This window comes from Bacillus timonensis (assembly GCF_004799755.1).
In the GTDB taxonomy this organism is placed as follows: Bacteria; Bacillota; Bacilli; order Bacillales; family Bacillaceae_L; genus Ferdinandcohnia; species Ferdinandcohnia timonensis_A.
Window position 1 is genome coordinate 151979 of record NZ_SLUB01000002.1, and the last position, 17497, is coordinate 169475.

19 protein-coding genes are annotated in these 17497 nt (G+C 37.3%); 13 read left to right on the plus strand and 6 right to left on the minus strand.

Translation table 11 applies throughout. The annotated features are described in order from the left end of the window. Positions 1–12: 12 nt before the first annotated feature. The 5 genes from E1I69_RS02045 to E1I69_RS02065 all read left to right on the plus strand — a co-directional run bounded on the left by E1I69_RS02045 (position 13) and on the right by E1I69_RS02065 (position 4522). Positions 13–1197, plus strand: a complete 1185-nt coding sequence (locus E1I69_RS02045; RefSeq protein WP_136377972.1) for a pyridoxal phosphate-dependent aminotransferase — start codon at positions 13–15, stop codon at positions 1195–1197. A gap of 148 nt (positions 1198–1345) precedes the next feature. After that, positions 1346–2638, plus strand: a complete 1293-nt coding sequence (asnS, locus tag E1I69_RS02050) for an asparagine--tRNA ligase (RefSeq protein ID WP_136377973.1) — start codon at positions 1346–1348, stop codon at positions 2636–2638. Between the two features lie 131 nt (positions 2639–2769). Further along, positions 2770–3480, plus strand: a complete 711-nt coding sequence (locus tag E1I69_RS02055; protein ID WP_136377974.1) for a DnaD domain-containing protein — start codon at positions 2770–2772, stop codon at positions 3478–3480. 36 nt (positions 3481–3516) lie between these two features. After that, positions 3517–4176, plus strand: coding sequence for an endonuclease III (gene nth / locus E1I69_RS02060; protein WP_136377975.1), 660 nt, complete (start codon positions 3517–3519; stop codon positions 4174–4176). Then, positions 4169–4522, plus strand: a complete 354-nt coding sequence (locus E1I69_RS02065; protein WP_136377976.1) for a YpoC family protein — start codon at positions 4169–4171, stop codon at positions 4520–4522. Before nth ends, E1I69_RS02065 begins: the two co-directional genes overlap by 8 nt. A 36-nt stretch (positions 4523–4558) precedes the next feature. Here the strand turns inward: E1I69_RS02065 and E1I69_RS02070 are convergent, their stop codons facing one another. Both E1I69_RS02070 and recU read right to left on the minus strand, forming a co-directional pair. Then, positions 4559–7105 (minus strand): PBP1A family penicillin-binding protein, encoded by a 2547-nt coding sequence (locus tag E1I69_RS02070; protein ID WP_242634519.1) that lies wholly within the window; start codon positions 7103–7105, stop codon positions 4559–4561. An 89-nt stretch (positions 7106–7194) separates the two neighbouring features. Further along, positions 7195–7797, minus strand: coding sequence for a Holliday junction resolvase RecU (recU, locus tag E1I69_RS02075; protein ID WP_136377977.1), 603 nt, complete (start codon positions 7795–7797; stop codon positions 7195–7197). A 188-nt stretch (positions 7798–7985) separates the two neighbouring features. Here recU and E1I69_RS02080 point away from each other — a divergent pair, with 188 nt between their 5' ends. The 4 genes from E1I69_RS02080 to E1I69_RS02095 all read left to right on the plus strand — a co-directional run bounded on the left by E1I69_RS02080 (position 7986) and on the right by E1I69_RS02095 (position 10508). Continuing rightward, positions 7986–9005 (plus strand): DUF2515 domain-containing protein, encoded by a 1020-nt coding sequence (locus E1I69_RS02080; RefSeq protein WP_136377978.1) that lies wholly within the window; start codon positions 7986–7988, stop codon positions 9003–9005. Positions 9006–9338: 333 nt separating this feature from the next. Continuing rightward, entirely contained in the window at positions 9339–9596 is a 258-nt protein-coding gene (locus E1I69_RS02085) for a hypothetical protein (RefSeq protein ID WP_136377979.1), read from the plus strand. A gap of 29 nt (positions 9597–9625) precedes the next feature. After that, positions 9626–9991 (plus strand): YppE family protein, encoded by a 366-nt coding sequence (locus tag E1I69_RS02090; protein ID WP_136377980.1) that lies wholly within the window; start codon positions 9626–9628, stop codon positions 9989–9991. 121 nt (positions 9992–10112) lie between these two features. Further along, complete coding sequence (locus E1I69_RS02095) at positions 10113–10508, plus strand: YppG family protein (RefSeq protein ID WP_136377981.1); 396 nt, start codon at positions 10113–10115, stop codon at positions 10506–10508. Positions 10509–10721: 213 nt separating this feature from the next. Here E1I69_RS02095 and E1I69_RS02100 read toward each other — a convergent pair whose 3' ends face one another. From E1I69_RS02100 to E1I69_RS02115, 4 genes are all read right to left on the minus strand, one after another. Then, positions 10722–10970, minus strand: a complete 249-nt coding sequence (locus E1I69_RS02100) for a sigma-G-dependent sporulation-specific acid-soluble spore protein CsgA (protein WP_136377982.1) — start codon at positions 10968–10970, stop codon at positions 10722–10724. Positions 10971–10990: 20 nt separating this feature from the next. Beyond that, a complete protein-coding gene (locus E1I69_RS02105) occupies positions 10991–11188 on the minus strand; it encodes a hypothetical protein (RefSeq protein WP_136377983.1) in 198 nt (65 codons plus the stop codon). A gap of 66 nt (positions 11189–11254) precedes the next feature. Next, complete coding sequence (locus tag E1I69_RS02110; protein WP_136377984.1) at positions 11255–11734, minus strand: Hsp20/alpha crystallin family protein; 480 nt, start codon at positions 11732–11734, stop codon at positions 11255–11257. Between the two features lie 113 nt (positions 11735–11847). Beyond that, positions 11848–12543 carry a Crp/Fnr family transcriptional regulator gene (locus E1I69_RS02115; protein WP_136377985.1) on the minus strand — a complete coding sequence of 232 codons (696 nt, stop codon included), beginning with the start codon at positions 12541–12543 and terminating at the stop codon, positions 11848–11850. 255 nt (positions 12544–12798) lie between these two features. Here E1I69_RS02115 and E1I69_RS02120 point away from each other — a divergent pair, with 255 nt between their 5' ends. From E1I69_RS02120 to E1I69_RS02135, 4 genes are all read left to right on the plus strand, one after another. Then, the gene (locus E1I69_RS02120; RefSeq protein ID WP_136377986.1) at positions 12799–14484 is read left to right on the plus strand and encodes a peptide ABC transporter substrate-binding protein; all 1686 of its coding nucleotides are present in this window, start codon (positions 12799–12801) and stop codon (positions 14482–14484) included. Between the two features lie 131 nt (positions 14485–14615). Then, a complete protein-coding gene (locus tag E1I69_RS02125; RefSeq protein WP_136377987.1) occupies positions 14616–15545 on the plus strand; it encodes an ABC transporter permease in 930 nt (309 codons plus the stop codon). After that, on the plus strand, positions 15542–16471 hold the full coding sequence (locus tag E1I69_RS02130; RefSeq protein WP_136377988.1) for an ABC transporter permease: 930 nt from the start codon (positions 15542–15544) through the stop codon (positions 16469–16471). The genes E1I69_RS02125 and E1I69_RS02130 overlap by 4 nt, the downstream gene beginning before the upstream one ends. Positions 16472–16488: 17 nt before the next feature. Continuing rightward, positions 16489–17487 carry an ABC transporter ATP-binding protein gene (locus tag E1I69_RS02135; protein ID WP_136377989.1) on the plus strand — a complete coding sequence of 333 codons (999 nt, stop codon included), beginning with the start codon at positions 16489–16491 and terminating at the stop codon, positions 17485–17487. Positions 17488–17497 lie beyond the last annotated feature (10 nt).

The window sequence follows — 17497 nt, forward strand, 5'->3', positions numbered from 1 at the left end:
GGAGGGAATACCGTGAAATTAGCAAACAGAGTAGCTGCGCTAACGCCTTCTTCAACACTAGCTATAACTGCGAAAGCAAAAGAATTAAAAGCTGCGGGTCATGATGTAATTGGACTTGGTGCTGGTGAGCCGGATTTTAATACACCAGATTATATAATCGAGGCAGCAGTAAAGGCTATGAAAGAAGGGCATACTAAATATACACCATCTGCTGGATTACCTGGATTAAAACAAGCGATTTGTAAAAAACTTTTAAATGACCAACAATTAGAATATAAGCCAACTGAAGTAATAGTCGGTTCTGGTGCAAAGTTTGTTTTATATGCCCTATTCCAAGTGCTTTTAGATAAAGATGATGAAGTGATCATTCCAACACCATACTGGGTAAGTTATCCTGAGCAAGTTAAGCTTGCAGAAGGTGTACCTGTATATGTAGAAGGTAAAGAAGAAAATCAATTTAAAGTAACTGTCGACCAGCTTGAAGCGGCAATTACAGAAAAAACTGTTGCCCTAATTTTGAATTCACCAAGTAATCCAACTGGTATGCTTTATTCGAAAGAAGAATTACAAGCGATTGGTGAATTATGTGTAAAGCATAATATTTGGATCGTTTCAGATGAAATTTATGAAAAGCTCGTATATTTCGGGGCTACACATACATCAATTGCGCAAATTAGTGATGAAGTGAAGGCAAAGACGATTATCATCAATGGACTTTCGAAATCACATTCAATGACTGGTTGGAGAATCGGATATGCGGCAGGTCCACAGGAAATTATCAAAAGTATGACAGATCTTTCAAGTCACAGTATTTCAAATCCAACATCCATTGCACAATATGCAGCATTAGCCGCCTATGAAGGTAATCAAGAACCGGTTGAAACAATGAGACAGGCATTTGAAAAACGATTAGATGTAATATACGATAAATTAGTTAGCATTCCTGGAATTTCATGTATTAAGCCACAGGGAGCATTTTATTTATTTCCGAATGCGAAAAAATGTGCTGAATTGACAGGTTATCATAATGTGGATGATTTTGCGAAGGCATTACTAGAGGAAGCGCTCGTTGCGGTTGTTCCAGGATCAGGATTTGGTTCACCAGATAATATGCGCTTATCGTATGCAACATCGTTAGACCTTTTAGAAGAAGCTATTAAACGTATTCATACATTTGTTGAAGAGAAAATGCAGTAATCATGATAATTGGGGACGATCGATTGGTTCTTACGCAACCAAAGGGCCGTCCCCATGGTATTTCTTGATTCGTCCACTTAACAAATGTATAATGAAGTAGGTAAATTAGGTATTTATACATAAGGTTTACGGTTTTGGAGGGACAATTGTGAAAATAACTATTTCAGAGGTTAATAAATATGTGGGTGAAGAGGTTACAATCGGTGCTTGGTTAGCAAATAAACGCTCAAGCGGAAAGATTGCTTTTTTACAGCTTCGAGATGGGACAGGCTTTATCCAGGGAGTCGTTGTAAAAGCAGAAGTGGTTGAAGATGTTTTCCAGAAAGCAAAATCAATCACTCAAGAAACATCTCTATATGTTACTGGTGTTGTAAGAGAAGATGAAAGATCTCCGTTTGGTTATGAACTTACAGTCACGAATGTAGAAGTTATTCATGAGGCTGTTGATTATCCAATTACACCTAAAGAGCATGGGACAGAATTCTTAATGGATCACCGCCATTTATGGCTTCGCTCAAAACGACAACATGCCGTTATGAAAATTCGTAATGAAATCATTCGTGCAACTTACGAGTTTTACAATGATCGTGGATTTGCAAAGGTTGATCCGCCTATTTTAACAGGGAGTGCACCTGAAGGAACAACTGAGCTTTTTGCTACAAAATACTTTGATGAAGATGCATATCTTTCTCAAAGTGGACAACTTTATATGGAAGCGGCAGCTATGGCTTTAGGAAAAGTGTTCTCTTTCGGACCAACATTCCGTGCTGAAAAATCAAAAACAAGACGCCATTTAATTGAGTTTTGGATGATTGAGCCGGAAATGGCTTTTACTGAGCATGAAGAAAGCCTAAAAGTACAAGAAGAATATGTATCTCATATTGTGCAATCTGTCTTGAAAAATTGCCAACTTGAACTTAAAACCTTAGGTCGCGATACATCTAAGCTAGAACAGATAAAAGCACCATTCCCTCGCATTTCTTATGATGAGGCAATTGAGTTCTTACATGAAAAAGGCTTCGATGATATTAAGTGGGGCGATGATTTCGGGGCTCCACATGAAACAGCTATTGCAGAAAGCTATGATAAACCAGTGTTTATTACAAATTATCCGAAGGCAATTAAACCATTCTACATGCAGCCAGCACCTGACCGAGACGATGTAGTATTATGTGCAGACTTAATTGCTCCTGAAGGCTACGGTGAAATCATTGGTGGTTCTGAACGAATTCATGATTATGAACTTTTAAAACAACAGCTTGAAGCCCATGGTTTAACAAGTGGTGCTTATGAGTGGTATTTAGAATTGCGTAAATACGGTTCTGTTCCACATTCGGGCTTTGGATTAGGGCTAGAAAGAACTGTGGCTTGGATTAGTGGTGTTGAACATGTGCGTGAGACAATCCCATTCCCACGTCTACTAAACCGTCTATATCCATAATTAAACAACGTTAAGGGACCTTCAAAGTAGAAGGTCCTCTTTATTTTGGACAAATATCCAAACCAAATATTTCTTTCTTAACCCTACGCTAAGGTCTCATGTTATACTAGGTAATGAAGAGGTGTTTATACATGAAAATGGATAAATTAGTTGATTTATTCGAACAAGGCAGTATTTCAATTCCGAAAATGTTAATGTCCTCGTATCGACATCTACAATTAAACGAAGAGGAAATGATGGTCTTATTTCACATCCTAACCTTTATGGACAGTGGAAATTTCTTTCCTACACCAATTGAAATCTCGAACCGCATGACAATCACAGAAGAAAAATGCATGGAAATCCTACGTCAGCTTATTCAACGTGGATATTTAGAAATAAATGAAGGCAATGACGAAAATCGTGTCATCTACGAAAAATACTCAATGCGACCATTATGGGAGAAAATGCTTCAATATCTCGTACAGCAAAACATGGACGAAGAAAAAGAATTGGATAAACAGCATGAAATGGACCTTTATAGCATTTTTGAACAAGAATTTGGACGACCACTTTCTCCTTTTGAATGTGAATCATTAGCGATGTGGCTCGACCAAGACCACCACGATCCTTCCATCATAAAAGCAGCGTTACGTGAAGCTGTCATGTCTGGCAAGCTTAATTTCCGTTATATTGATCGAATCCTATTTGAATGGAAAAAGAATGGCATCCGTACAATTACACAAGCCCAAAACCATTCACAAAAGTTCCGTCAATATCAACATAAGCAAAAACAAACGGATCAAACGCAGCAGGGGAACTATAAGCGCACAATCCCGTTTTACAATTGGTTAGAAAGTTAACGAAATTTATAAGTTAAAGTATATAAGGTGATATAAATGTTAAATAAACAACAAATTCGATTTTGTCTAGATACAATGGGGGAGATGTTCCCAGATGCTCATTGTGAGTTAAACCATAGGAATCCGTTTGAATTGGTGATTGCTGTTTCATTATCTGCCCAATGTACAGACGTATTGGTCAATAAAGTAACGGCAACCCTTTTTGAAAAATACAAAACCCCTGAGGACTATTTAGCGGTTTCTCTAGAAGAACTTCAAAATGACATTCGCTCTATTGGGCTCTATCGAAACAAAGCAAAAAATATACGAAAATTATGTCAAATGTTGCTAGAAGACTATGGCGGCATCCTTCCACAAGACCGTGATGAATTAACAAAGTTTCCTGGAGTTGGCAGAAAGACGGCCAATGTTGTTGTCTCCGTTGCCTTCGGAATTCCGGCGATTGCGGTTGATACACATGTGGAAAGAGTTAGCAAAAGACTAGGGTTCTGTAAATGGAAGGACTCTGTTTTAGAGGTCGAAAAGACATTAATGAAAAAGGTTCCCAAGGAAGAATGGTCTGCTACCCATCATCGAATGATCTTTTTCGGAAGATACCATTGTAAGGCTCAAAATCCCCAGTGTGAAATTTGTCCGCTTCTTGAGGTTTGTCGAGAAGGTAAAAAGCGTATGAAGGGGAAGGACAAGATTGGTTAATGAAAAAGTCATTTCTGATATAACTGAAAAGTGGAGTGCCCGGAAAGAACATTTAATGAATCTTTTTCGCAACAGAGATAAATCAGCTGTTAAGGAGCCAATGGATGAAGCGATTGATGCTTTTTTAACCTTTTTATTCGTAATAAATGGAAAGAGACCACCAGATCAAGAAGTCCTTCAAAATGGCCTTGAAGATTTGGATTATAAACCAATTAATCTTGATGAGCGTCTTTCATTTATTTTAAAAAAGCCGAGTCAATATCATTCATTTGTTCAATTAAATGAACTTTATCATGAAGTATTAAAACTTTATGCCACAATGAAAATACGTAAGCATAAAAAATAACGCACAGTTATGATCTGCGCGTTATTTTTGTTGTTCCTATTCTCGGTCCCCGTTAGTAGGTGGGAGTGGGGGGAAGATCGGTCCTCCACCGTCACCTTCTCCGCTTCCTTCACCTTCACCACCAGTTTCGCCACCGTTTTCGCCACCATTGCCGTTTCCATTACCATTTCCCGGATTACCAGGAGGTAGTGGGATTTCGATTTCTTCTTCTTCTTCGGGTGGTTCCGGAACTTCTATTGTTGTCGAAGTAGGATCGCTGCGTTTTTCAGGATTTTCATCATTCACGGCAGCTACACTAAATTTGTATATTGCCCCTGGAATCGCATCAGGAACTGCAAATGTTAATTCTTTCGTTGTTGTAAGAACTTTTGCAGGCCCTTCGTCAATTGAAACACTAACCTCAAAGCTATTTCCTTCCATTTCACCTTCTGCATAAGCCCATGTTAAATTAAGTTGATTTGTAACTTGGTCATACATCACATCAAGGTTTGATGGTGGATTTAGCTTATCATATTTATCTGACACCTCAGTCGGCTCTGTACCTTTAATGAAATACTCATAGACAATTTCATCTTTTGGTGTAAATTCACTTGGAAGTTTTGCAGGATTCGATCCTTTTTCCACACCGACCTTAACGACCGTTTTCGGCATTACGAAATCCTCTGCTTCTTTCCCTTCAGAAAGGTTGGTGATGATGTCTCTAAATAATTTTAGTGCTAAGCCTTGATCAGCAGGCATGATTGCATTTTTGTTACTTCCATATCCTGTCCAAATGGAAACCGTATAGCTTGGTGTGTAACCACTAAACCAAATATCTGGAACACCACCAGCAGGAATATTAAAGTCTTTAATATTTTTTGCGGTGTAGTTTGTTGTACCTGTTTTGCCGGCAATTTGCAATCCGGAAACATCATATCTTCGTCCAGAACCAAAGTCCATAACTGATTTTAGCATGTCTGTAATCATGAAAGCTGTTGCTTCAGACATTGCTGTCTCAGGTTCTGGTGCAAGGTCAACTTCTCGATTATCTGGAAATACAATCTTAGTAACGGCATGTGGTTTAATAAAGTTTCCTTGGTTACCGAAAGTTGCGTAGGCACCAGCCATTTCAAGAGGGGAGATACCTCCTGACATTCCGCCGATTGCATATGCTTCATTAATTGTTTTTTCAAATGTAATGCCTAGGTTGTTTGCAAATTCCGTTGCTTTTGAAACTCCAACTTCTTGAAATGCCTTAAGAGCTGGAATGTTCCTTGAATGTGCTAAGGCAACTCTTGCTGTAATTTGCCCCATATACTTCCTGTCGAAGTTGTTTATAGGTGTTTTCTCTGGACCTGAATAGGTGTATGGCTCATCCTTGATCTGATGGTAGGTTGACCATTTTAAATACTCAATTGCAGGACCATAGTCTAAAATAGGCTTGATTGTTGAGCCAGGTTGGTTTGAGTTATCAAGTGCATAGTTAACACGGCTATTTTGCGCTTGATTTCGTCCGCCACCTAATGCTCTAATTTCACCTGTTTTCGTATCGACAATTGCAATACCAGCTTGAAATTGCTCATCTGGAAATTGAATATTTGGATTTTCATTTGCTAATAATGAATCAACATGTGCTTGTGCTTCAGGATCAAAAGTTGTGTAAATTTTCACTCCTGAATTATACACATCGATATCGCCATATTCTTTAAGCTCATTTTTTACTTGATCCATGAAAGAATCGATAGGATGTGATTGTTCTTTTGATTCTACAATGGATGATTCAATTGGAATCTTTTTTGCAGCGTCTGCTTTTTCTTTCGTAATAAATTCATGTCTTACCATTAAATTTAACACGATATTTCTTCGCTTTTCTGCATTCTCAGGATGAACAAATGGGTTATAGATTCCTGGATTTTGCCCAAGCCCTGCAATAAATGCAGATTCGTGAAGTTCGAGTTCATCCAGTGGCTTCCCAAAATATATTTCTGCTGCTTTTGCAACTCCATATGTGTTTCCAACACCATAGTAAATTTTGTTTAAATACATTTCAAGAATTTCATCTTTTGAATATTTGCGTTCTAATTGAAATGCAAGCCAAAGTTCCTGTGCTTTTCTTGTGAGCTTTTTCTCTCCCTCAACGAAAAAGGAATTCTTAATAACCTGTTGTGAAATCGTACTAGCACCTTCTGCACCAAATCCTTCAGTGAGATTAGCAACAACAGCTCCACCAAGACGTATCACATCTAAACCGTGGTGTTCATAGAAACGGGCATCCTCAACAGCTAATACAGCATTTTTCAAATCATCAGGTATTTGATCTAAAGGCACGTACGTTCGTTTTTCTGCCCCGAATTCATAAATTTTATTGCCATTCATATCATAAACCTTTGATGAAAGTGGATCCTTTAGGAGGGATTCATCTAATTCTGGAGCACCGCTTGCCATCACGAAAAATGTCGTGGCGCCTGCTACCATACCGATAATTCCAATTAATAGGATAATTAATAAGATTCGTTTAAAAATCGAGCCTTTCGCTTTTTTTCGCTTTTTTTTCTTTTGATTTGCATGTCGACGCTCTTCACGTGATTGGTATTTTTCAGACATACTTGTTTCCTGCCTTTCAAAATGCTTTCCTATAATATGACGTATGATAGGAAGGATTTGTTTCATTCATGGCGTAATTGCTAAATTATCTAGCTAAAATAAAGCTTGTCAATAACTTTAACATAATCAATTCTTGGTCGATAGCCAATAGCTATATGATGGCCAAACGTTTCGATTTCTTGTTTCGTAATCGATTTTCTGCCACCCTCCAATTGTCTTTTCCAAAAGGTCAAAAGGTGTTTTGCTTCAAGGTAATAGATTTCATCTAACGTTGTAAAACATAGGATCACAAAACATATTCCATCCTGTTTTAAACAATCGGACATATGCTTAATTTGATGCTCGTGAAAATTTTGGAGCGGGAAAGAGGTTTTATTTTTCGTCTCCTTCGCTTCAAAATCAATATAACGACCTTTATAAATGCCATTGTAGTCGGTTGTTGATGCCAGCTTAAAATAAGCCTCTTTAATGACGGCAGCACTTCTTTGTGGGTAATCTACGTTTACAATTTGAACAGGTGTTGGTTTTTTATGGACAACGGCAATTTCCTGTTCCAAATAAAATTGATTGGTCTCATTTAGATCCTCTTCTAATGTCATCCCACGATTTCCATAGATTCTTTGCTTGAGTTGTGGTTTATTTTTTACCTGCTGGGGCTTATATACTTTTCCATTTGGATAACGAAATTCCATTCTCCCATCCCCCTTAAGACACCTATTATACCAAAAAAATTTGGTAAATAGTTTAACGAAATTTAAACAGTTGGGTTAAGGTTTATAGAATTACAATCACTATACCATACTATTCGCCTGAAAATATACTTTTGGGGGCGTGGAGATACAGGGGATAGGGCACACTATACTGTGAGAGGTGTGCATGTATGAATGAGATTGCAGAAATTGAAAAAATGGTTAATGAACGAAGAATGCAAGATTTTCAATTAACAATAGAAGAGAAAGAACTTTTATATAAAATAAACTCGAAAACCGCAAAAGGAAATCTTGACAATATTTCGAGGACCAAAAGTTATGCAAGCTACTATCGAAAACATAATGAGATAAGATGGTCCTTCTTAGCAAGTCAGGTATCTAGAAATGCTGGTTGGAACATGACAGATCTTGAAGGAGAGTGGCTTCCTAAAATATTAAGTAAAAAAGAGCGAAAATTTCTGTTCCATACATATGAACGCGCGAATTGGCTTATTTTTTCCGATGCTTTTCCACAGCTCTTAGTTTACGAATATTCATATCAATTAGGTAAACCTTATTTTCACTTGCTTAAATTTTTTTCTGTATCTCGATTTATTGAAATTGAATGGGAGTATTACTGGAGGTATCGGGAAGGAAACCGTTTAGTAACCGCCCAAATCATTAATGAACAAAACATCATCCAAAAACCAGTTATCGAGCATCCATTTTACAGGAAAAGGGTTTTTCAACGCCTTTTTTATAATCTTCAAGATTTTTTTCACTTTAGTTCTGTCATTTTTCCAACATTTGAAGGAAGGTTATACGGTTTCTCTGTTTATCAATTCACAAACCTAGATGCACGAATTGAACTTGGTAAAAAGTTGGCATCTTTGCTATTTCACAACAGATATTATGATCAATTCCTCAGATTTTCAAATAAGGTAGAGCATACAGGCTCAAGATTTGACTATGAACAATATGTTTCGGAAAGAAGATTTCGAAATACTCCATTTTTACGCACTACGTATCCGATCATCAGGCATAAACAAGATAATATGATTGATTGGTATAAAGGAAAAAGGAAGGAAAAATGGTATTACGAAGTTAAGTTAGATGACCAAGTTGAGCTTACAAATTGGTACTTAAATAAGCAAAAGCAGATGCAACTTGGGATATTAATAGAGGAATTACTACGAAAAAACAAAGGCTGAACTTTTCAGCCTTTGTATGTATATTATGTGGACGGCCGATCAGGTCCTTCCAGTTTTTTGTCTCCATAACCAGGTGCTTTCTCTTCATTACGTTCTTGTTTGTTTTTCTTTTTATTTTGCTTTGCCATGGAATCTTCACCTCCTACAGGTAGTGTGAGCATCTTTCGTGGAAACCATTCTAAAAATGTATGAAACCCTTGTCGAAAACAGGGATAAACAATGGGAGAATTCCACTTTCTTTGACGAATACAAACTAGTTTTGTCAAGCGTGCAGGAGGAAAATAATTCACATCGAAATAACTTAAAAAGAGATCGTATAGGAGGGTGGATATATTGAAGGACGAACTTACGAAAAAAGGACATGTTCTTGAAAGTATTGATCAATTGCTATCTACGTTAAACAAAATTGATATGCAAATTCAGACAGAGGTAGGAAAGCATTTACATGAAGAAAGAAGCCAGAATATTTATCATATGAAACAAATTGAAAATGAAATAAACTCATTAAGAAATGCGTGTCAAAATCAAAAGGGTGGACGAGTATCAGAAACCGATAAGGAGCATTCCTATCACTTAACATTAAGCTATTAAAGCGGTATGATAGATGTTGAGGTGAGAGAATGTATACAGAATTACTCGCAAATACAAAGATGCTCAAGGATCTCTGTGATCAATCGCTTAAACGATTAGAAGATATTAAAGAGAGTGAATTAAATGAGGTAGATTTTTATAAAGAAGTAAAGCCTTTTGTTGATGATACAATGGCAATCGCTGATAAGTGGAGGGAGCTGGCAATTTTCTGGATTAACAAAGAATTTCCTAAAAACCTTCATCCCAATCAGATTGATGCAACCCATGAAAACATCCAACATATCTCTATCCAAAGCTTTTACCAGGATACGAAAGTCAAACGCTTTAAAAATATGTATGAATCCATCCAGTACGTTCTTGATAATATTCTTGTGAAGGTGACAACTCCAAATTAAGTAAATACCTTTTGTTAAAAGATACCCTTACCTAAATGGTATCTTTTTTTATGGGGATGAACACCTAAGCCTGTTCTTACATAATCTATAGAAAACGAACATCACAGGAGGTTTGTTCCACATGTATCAATCTTTTGGCAGGAACAAAGCTTTAAGACCTTATGGCTATTCGTGGCCAAATTATGACCAGGCGACCTATCAACAATTTTATGGTGGAGACAATCAGAACCAATGGAATCCCTATTATCCTCCTTCTTACATGCAATATAATATCAATAGTTTCCCGGGATATTCATCATCTGGGTATCAAACACCCCCAACACCATTTCCAACACCCTATCCAATTGGGATGGGGCAGGTGCAGAAAAAAGGGGGAGGGGCCATCCTCAATCAATTTAAGAAAGATGATGGTACCTATGACATCAATAAAATGATGGACACTGCGGGTCAAATGGTCGGTACGATAAACCAAGTTAATTCAATTGTAAAAGGGTTAACGAAAGCGTTTAAGGTGTAGAAGTTAAACAAAAAGAAAGCTGTCATAAGGATTTCAGCTTTCTTTTTTACATAGTTTATGGTTTCTTCTTCTGTTCATTATATTGTTTTACTAAAAGCTGTAATGCTTCATTATACGATAATCCAGAATTAGCATTGAGACGTTTTACTTCTTCGACGTCTGTATTTGAATATTGCTTAGTACTAAATCCTTTTACCATCTGTTCCACCTTTTCTAAAGCAATTCATATACTTCGTTTAATTGATTTACACGTGTAAAATCTTTTTCGTCCATGGCATAATTGATTTCATCCGGTAGGATTTTGTTCAAAAATTCGATTTCTTCCTCATCCAAATCCCTAACCAAAGCTTCCTCAGAGCGGTATTGATTTTTTACCAACTTTGTTAATATAGCACGACTTATTTTATTTTCATCGCCATAATTTGAAATAGTTTCTACTAAATAGCCTAGTGTTTTGTCCATAGTTAATCACCGTTTCGTTGTTAGGATTCTTCGAAAAATGAGGAAAATTCCTCATCATCAGATTCAGATTCTTTATAGTAGGGGTTTTCTTCGGTTGAGTTTTTGGGATCTAGATTCGTTTTAATCACAAGAATGGGCTCATCACTAGCTTCTGCAATAAACCGGTCATTCAGTTCTTTAAAATCAGGTAGATTTTGATTGCCTAACTTCTTCTCCATGTTTACACCTCCTAGCCATATGATGCTAATCTTCTATCGAAAGTATGTAAAAAAGAGCATGTTATTTTACATGCTCTCATCAATCATAATTTTACGTCTTCTTTGTTTTGGAATACGAATTTTGAGGACACCATTTACATACGAAGCATTTAAATTATTTGTATGAATCGGATATGGTAATGCGACAGTGCGACTTGCTTTATTATATGAATGCTTTTTAACATAATATTGTTTTTTTTCGTTGCTTTCCTCCAATTCCTCAACATGATTGACAGTGATTGTCACATATCTTTCTGAATATTCGATGTCGATTTGTTCTTTTTTAATCCCAGGTATCTCTGCTGAAATAATAAGTTCTGTATCTGTTTCGTACATTTCCACGGGTATGGATGCAAAGGGAAACGGCCTTTCAAAGAAATCATCAATGGTATCTAATAGACGTTTAATAGGTTGTTGGCTAAAGAATTCATTCATTGATTTCATCAGTGGACCGAATGACTCATGATCATATTTTCGGATTGGTTTATCTGACTTTTCGTCTTTCACGCTTTTCTCCTCCCTAGACGCTTAATCTACTCACACTATATTCAATTCCATTGAAAATGTTTTTGTTTTAGGCATGAAAAAAGAACTGAGCTTATATTGGGCTCAGTTCTGTCTTATGAGAATAATTCATTCTCTAAGGTTTCTGGATCAACAATGATATTCCCTTTTTCATCAATTTCGACAATCTCTTTCTTCTTTAATTTTGTTAAGGTTCTGCTGACGGTTTCACGTGTGGTTCCAATCATATTTGCTAAATCTTTATTGGTGAATTGTGTGGTCATCATGATCCTGCCATCTGAGAGCCCTTTTCCATCTGTATTACAAAGGCGAATGATTAATTTAATAATTTGTTCATATGTATTATTTAAAATTTGTGCCTCCAAACGATTTTGGAGGTCTACAATTTTCTCACCCATAACCCGGAAAAGCTTGATACTAACCTGTGGATGCTGTAGAAGAACATTCTCAAAATGAGAAATGGAAATAACCACTGCTTGTGTATCCTCCATTACCAGAGCATAAGCTGGATAATTTCCTTTTCGGAAAAAACCAACATGGGGGAACATATCTCCATCTTTTTGGACTGTTACAATTTGTTCCTTCCCATTTATATCATTTTTATATATTTTGACTTTTCCTTTATAGATAAAATAAACATTCTCTAAAGGATCATCCTGCATAAAAACATGTGTACCTTTTTTATATTGACGATATTGAGCAATGTTCACCATCTCATTTAATTCATTGCTCGTTAATTCTTTGAAAAGTGGTACCGTTCGTAAAACCTCCGTTATTTCAATCCGATTCATTTGCATTCACTCCATGTTTTCACTATTACGTTAAGTGTACCAAACTACTAGATTACAGGTAAAGTATTACCAGATTTCAGACGAGAGAATTTACCAGGCTAAAAGGTCGTTGTATTAAAGTATGAAAGAAAAACTAGTACTTATCACTTAAATACAAAAGAAATTTACTTCATATGTAATATTTTCTCGTTTTTATTTATAGATTTAATGTAGAAATCAAAATGGTTTCAAAAAATAGTATAGGGGGTCAATTGTTTGAAAAGGAAGCTTTCAGTTGGATTGGTCTTATTGCTTTCTATCTTTTTAGCTTTATCTGGTTGTTTTAGTGGTGAATCGACAACAGATGAACCAGAAAAGCCTACTACTCCTAGTGAGGAAGGAAAAGAAAATGATCAAGAAGCATCTGGACCAAAGATTCTTCGCCTAAATAATAATGAAGAGCCTGGTTCCTTACATCCTGGCACAGCACAAGGAACACATGATTCTTGGATTCTTGAGCATGCTTTTGAAGGTTTAACAAAAAAGACGCCTGAAGGAGAAATTGTAGCTGGAATGGCAGAATCATGGGAGCCAAGTGAAGATGGACTCACATGGACTTTCAAGCTTCGTAGTGATGCAAAATGGTCGAATGGTGACCCTGTTACAGCACATGATTTCGAATATGCTTGGAAATACGCACTAAACCCAGAAACTGCATCTACATATGCATATCAACTCTATTATTTAGAGGGTGGAGAAGCGTACAACTCTGCAGAAGATGGTGCGGATTTAGCTGCACTTGAAGCAGCGGTAGGTGTAAAAGCAGTAGATGATACAACATTAGAAGTGAAGCTAGCGCAACCAACTCCTTATTTCTTAGATTTAACATCATTCTATACGTATTATCCAATTAATAAGTCTGTTCAGGAAGCAAATCCAGAATGGTATCAGGAAGCAGACACGTATGTATCAAATGGTGCTTTCAAATTGACTGAGTGGAAGCATAAAGAAAGCATGAAACTCGCAAAGAACGAAAACTATTATGATAAAGACAAAATCAATTTAGATGAAGTTCATTTTGTCATTATTGATGATGAGAATACAGCATGGCAAATGTACCAATCGGATGAATTGGATTTAGTATATCCATTACCACAGGATGTCATTGGTCAATTAAAGGATCAGAACAACCCTGAGTTTGAAATTGGAACGGATCTTGCCGTGTATTACTATAATCTAAACACAGAGAAGAAGCCATTTACTAATGTAAAGATTCGAAAGGCATTATCAATGGCGATTGACCGTGAAACGATTGTGGAGCATGTGGCTCAAGGTGGTCAAAAAGCGGCATATTCGATTGTACCGCCAGGAATCCCTGATGTTTCAGGTGATTACCAAGAAAATACAGGAAAACTATTCGAAGCAAATATTGAAGAAGCGAAAAAGCTTATGGAAGAGGGACTAGCCGAAGAAGGTCTTGATAAGTTTCCTGCTGTAACACTGACTTACAACACGTCAGAAGGACATAAGATGATAGCTGAGGCTGTTCAGGAAATGTGGCGTAAAAATCTTGGTGTTGACATTACATTAGAAAACGTTGAATTCCAAGTTAAGCTCGATCGGGAAAAAGCAGGAGATTATGAAATTTCCAGAGCGGGTTGGGTTGGTGACTATGTAGATCCTATGACATTCATGGATCTATGGGTGACAGATGGACCTTATAATGATGCAAACTGGAGCAACGCGGAATACGATAAGTTAGTTAACTTAGCGAAAACAACAATGAATCAAGAAGAACGAATGAAAGCCATGCATGATGCAGAAAAAATCTTAATGGATGAAATGCCGGTTGTCCCAGTTTATTTCTATACAAAACCATTTACCGTAAAACCACATGTAACAGGCATCTTCACACCAATCAATAGTTATCCACAGTTCATTTATGCAGATATCAAAAACTAGGTATCAAGAAAATCGAGGTATGCTGGAATCCAGCATACCCGATTTTTACTTGCATATGATGTGCTGACGACTACCTTTGCCATCGGACATGGCTGTTTGTAGTTGACGATCCATTAAATAAGGGGGATAACATGCTTAAATATATTGGTAAACGGATAGTTCTTGCAGTTGTAACCCTTTGGGTGATTATCACACTAACATTCATCTTAATGCATAGTATTCCAGGAAACCCATTTGCCCAAGAAGGTACAATGCCAGAGGCGGTCTATAATAATCTTCAAAGCTATTATAATTTGGACAAACCTTTACTTGTACAATATGGTCTTTATTTACTTTCTATTTTACAGTTTGATTTTGGGCCTTCATACAAATCCTCAACACTAACAGTGAATGACTTGATCGTTCATGGCTTCCCTGTTTCCTTGCATTTAGGAACACAAGCCTTATTGATTGCAATTCCACTAGGATTGCTTTTTGGAATTATTGCGGCACTCTATCGTAATAGGTGGCCTGATTACTCCTCTATGATTCTAGCAATTATAGGGATTTCCGTACCAAATTTTATTCTGGCAACCTTTCTCATTAATTACTTAGCCGTTGAATTACGTTGGTTCCCAGTTGCAACCTGGAAATCTTGGTCACATACTGTACTGCCGACTCTGTCACTAGCGATGATGCCAATGGCCTTCATTGCGAGGTTAATGAGGTCAAGCATGCTAGAGGTGATGGGCCAGGACTATATTTTAACTGCAAAAGCGAAGGGACTAAAAAAAGGTGCCATTATTTTGAAGCATGCGATTCGAAATGCAATCTTGCCTGTTGTAACGATTGTTGGAATCCTAATAGCCAATATTGTAACAGGAAGCTTTATAATTGAAAAAATCTTTGGTATCCCAGGTATGGGAGAAATGTTTGTGACAAGTATTTTTAATCGAGATTATCCAGTCATTCTCGGTTCGACGATTTTTTATTCTGCTATCCTCATTCTTTTTATTCTCATTGTTGACATCGCCTATACGTGGATTGATCCAAGAATTAAAGTAACGGGGGAGAGTAAATGAAAAATCAACCAAATCTTACAGAAGACATGTTTGCACCAGTTGAGCAGAAACATGCGGATGCAGAAAAAATTGCTAGACCTAGCATTTCCTATTGGAGGGATGTATGGAATCGTCTAAAGGAAAATAAATTAGCGATGCTTGGGCTCATCATCATTATCATTATTGGAATCTTGGCGATTATCGGACCTCATTTAAACGGATACACGTATTATGAGCAGGATTTTACAAAGAAGAATCTCCGTCCGAATGCAGAGCATTGGTTTGGAACGGATGCTTCTGGTAGAGATTTGTTTACACGTGCATGGTATGGTGCTAGGATTTCGTTATTTATTGGGCTAATGGCAGCTCTCATTGATTTTGTAGCAGGGATAATTTACGGAGGTATTTCCGGTATACGTGGAGGCAGAACCGATAATATCATGATGAGAATTGCGGAAGTGCTCTATGCCATTCCATACTTATTAATGGTTATTTTAGTGATGATCGTACTTGAAAGAGGTATATGGGCGATAATTATAGCAATGTCAATAACCGGTTGGATACCGATGGCGAGACTAGTACGCGGACAGGTACTTCAGCTCAAGGAATATGAATATGTTCAAGCTGCAAATGCAATGGGTGCAAAAACCTCGTGGATATTACGTAGGCATATGATACCAAACACGATGGGACCGATTTTAGTTAACGTGACATTAACCGTTCCAACTGCGATTTTTGCAGAAGCGACACTTAGCTTTTTAGGTCTTGGGATTCCGGCTCCACAAGCAAGTTGGGGAACAATGGCAAATGATGCATTAGGAAGTATATTAATTGGGAATTTCTATCAATTATTTTTCCCAGCGTTTCTCATCTCGCTGACAATGTTTGCTTTTAATGTGTTTGGCGATGGATTAAGAGATGCACTCGATCCAAAATTGCGGAAATAGATAGGGGGGAAAAGTAGATGGAAAATATATTAGAAATCAATGATTTGAATGTTTCATTTGATACAAGTGCGGGGAAGGTTAAAGCGGTTAGAGGGGTTTCCTTTTCAGTGGAAAAGGGGGAAGCAATCGCCATTGTTGGGGAATCAGGCTGTGGGAAAAGTGTGACAGCCAAAGCCATCATGCGACTTCTTCCATCTCCACAAGCAAAAATTGAAAAAGGCTCGATCCTGTTAAATGGAGAAAATATTGTTCTCAAATCAGAAAAAGCGATGGGAAAAATAAGAGGAAATGAGGTAGGGATGATTTTTCAGGATCCGATGACATCGTTGAACCCTACTACAAAAATTGGAATTCAAATTGCGGAAGGCATTATCCGGCATAGAAGGATTTCCAAAAAGGAAGCACTTGAGCATGCTATTAAAATGCTTGAATTGGTAGGGATTTCACAGCCTGAAAAGCGCATCCATCAATATCCGCATGAATTTTCTGGTGGAATGAGGCAGCGAGTTATGATTGCAATTGCCCTCGCCTGCAGGCCGAGACTTTTAATAGCAGATGAACCAACTACTGCATTGGATGTAACCATTCAGGCTCAAATATTGCAACTAATGAAGGAACTTCAGCAAAAAACAGATACTTCCATCATTTTAATTACCCATGACCTAGGTGTTGTAGCAGAAATGTGTAGTAAGGTTGTTGTGATGTATGCAGGTGAGATCGTGGAAACAGGTAGTGTTGAAGAAATCTTCTCTAAACCGACTCATCCGTATACAAAGGGATTGTTAAAATCTATCCCACGTCTAGATATGGATAAACATGAAAAACTCTCAACCATTACTGGTACCCCTCCAGATTTACTTGACCCGCCAAAGGGATGCTCATTTTATCCAAGATGTGAAATGGCAATGAAAATTTGTGCAGAACATAAACCGGAATTTGAGGCAGTTAGCCCAACCCAATACAGCTCATGTTGGTTAAAGCATCCGATGGCTAAAAATCGTAAGCAATTTGTCTAAGGAGGAGGTT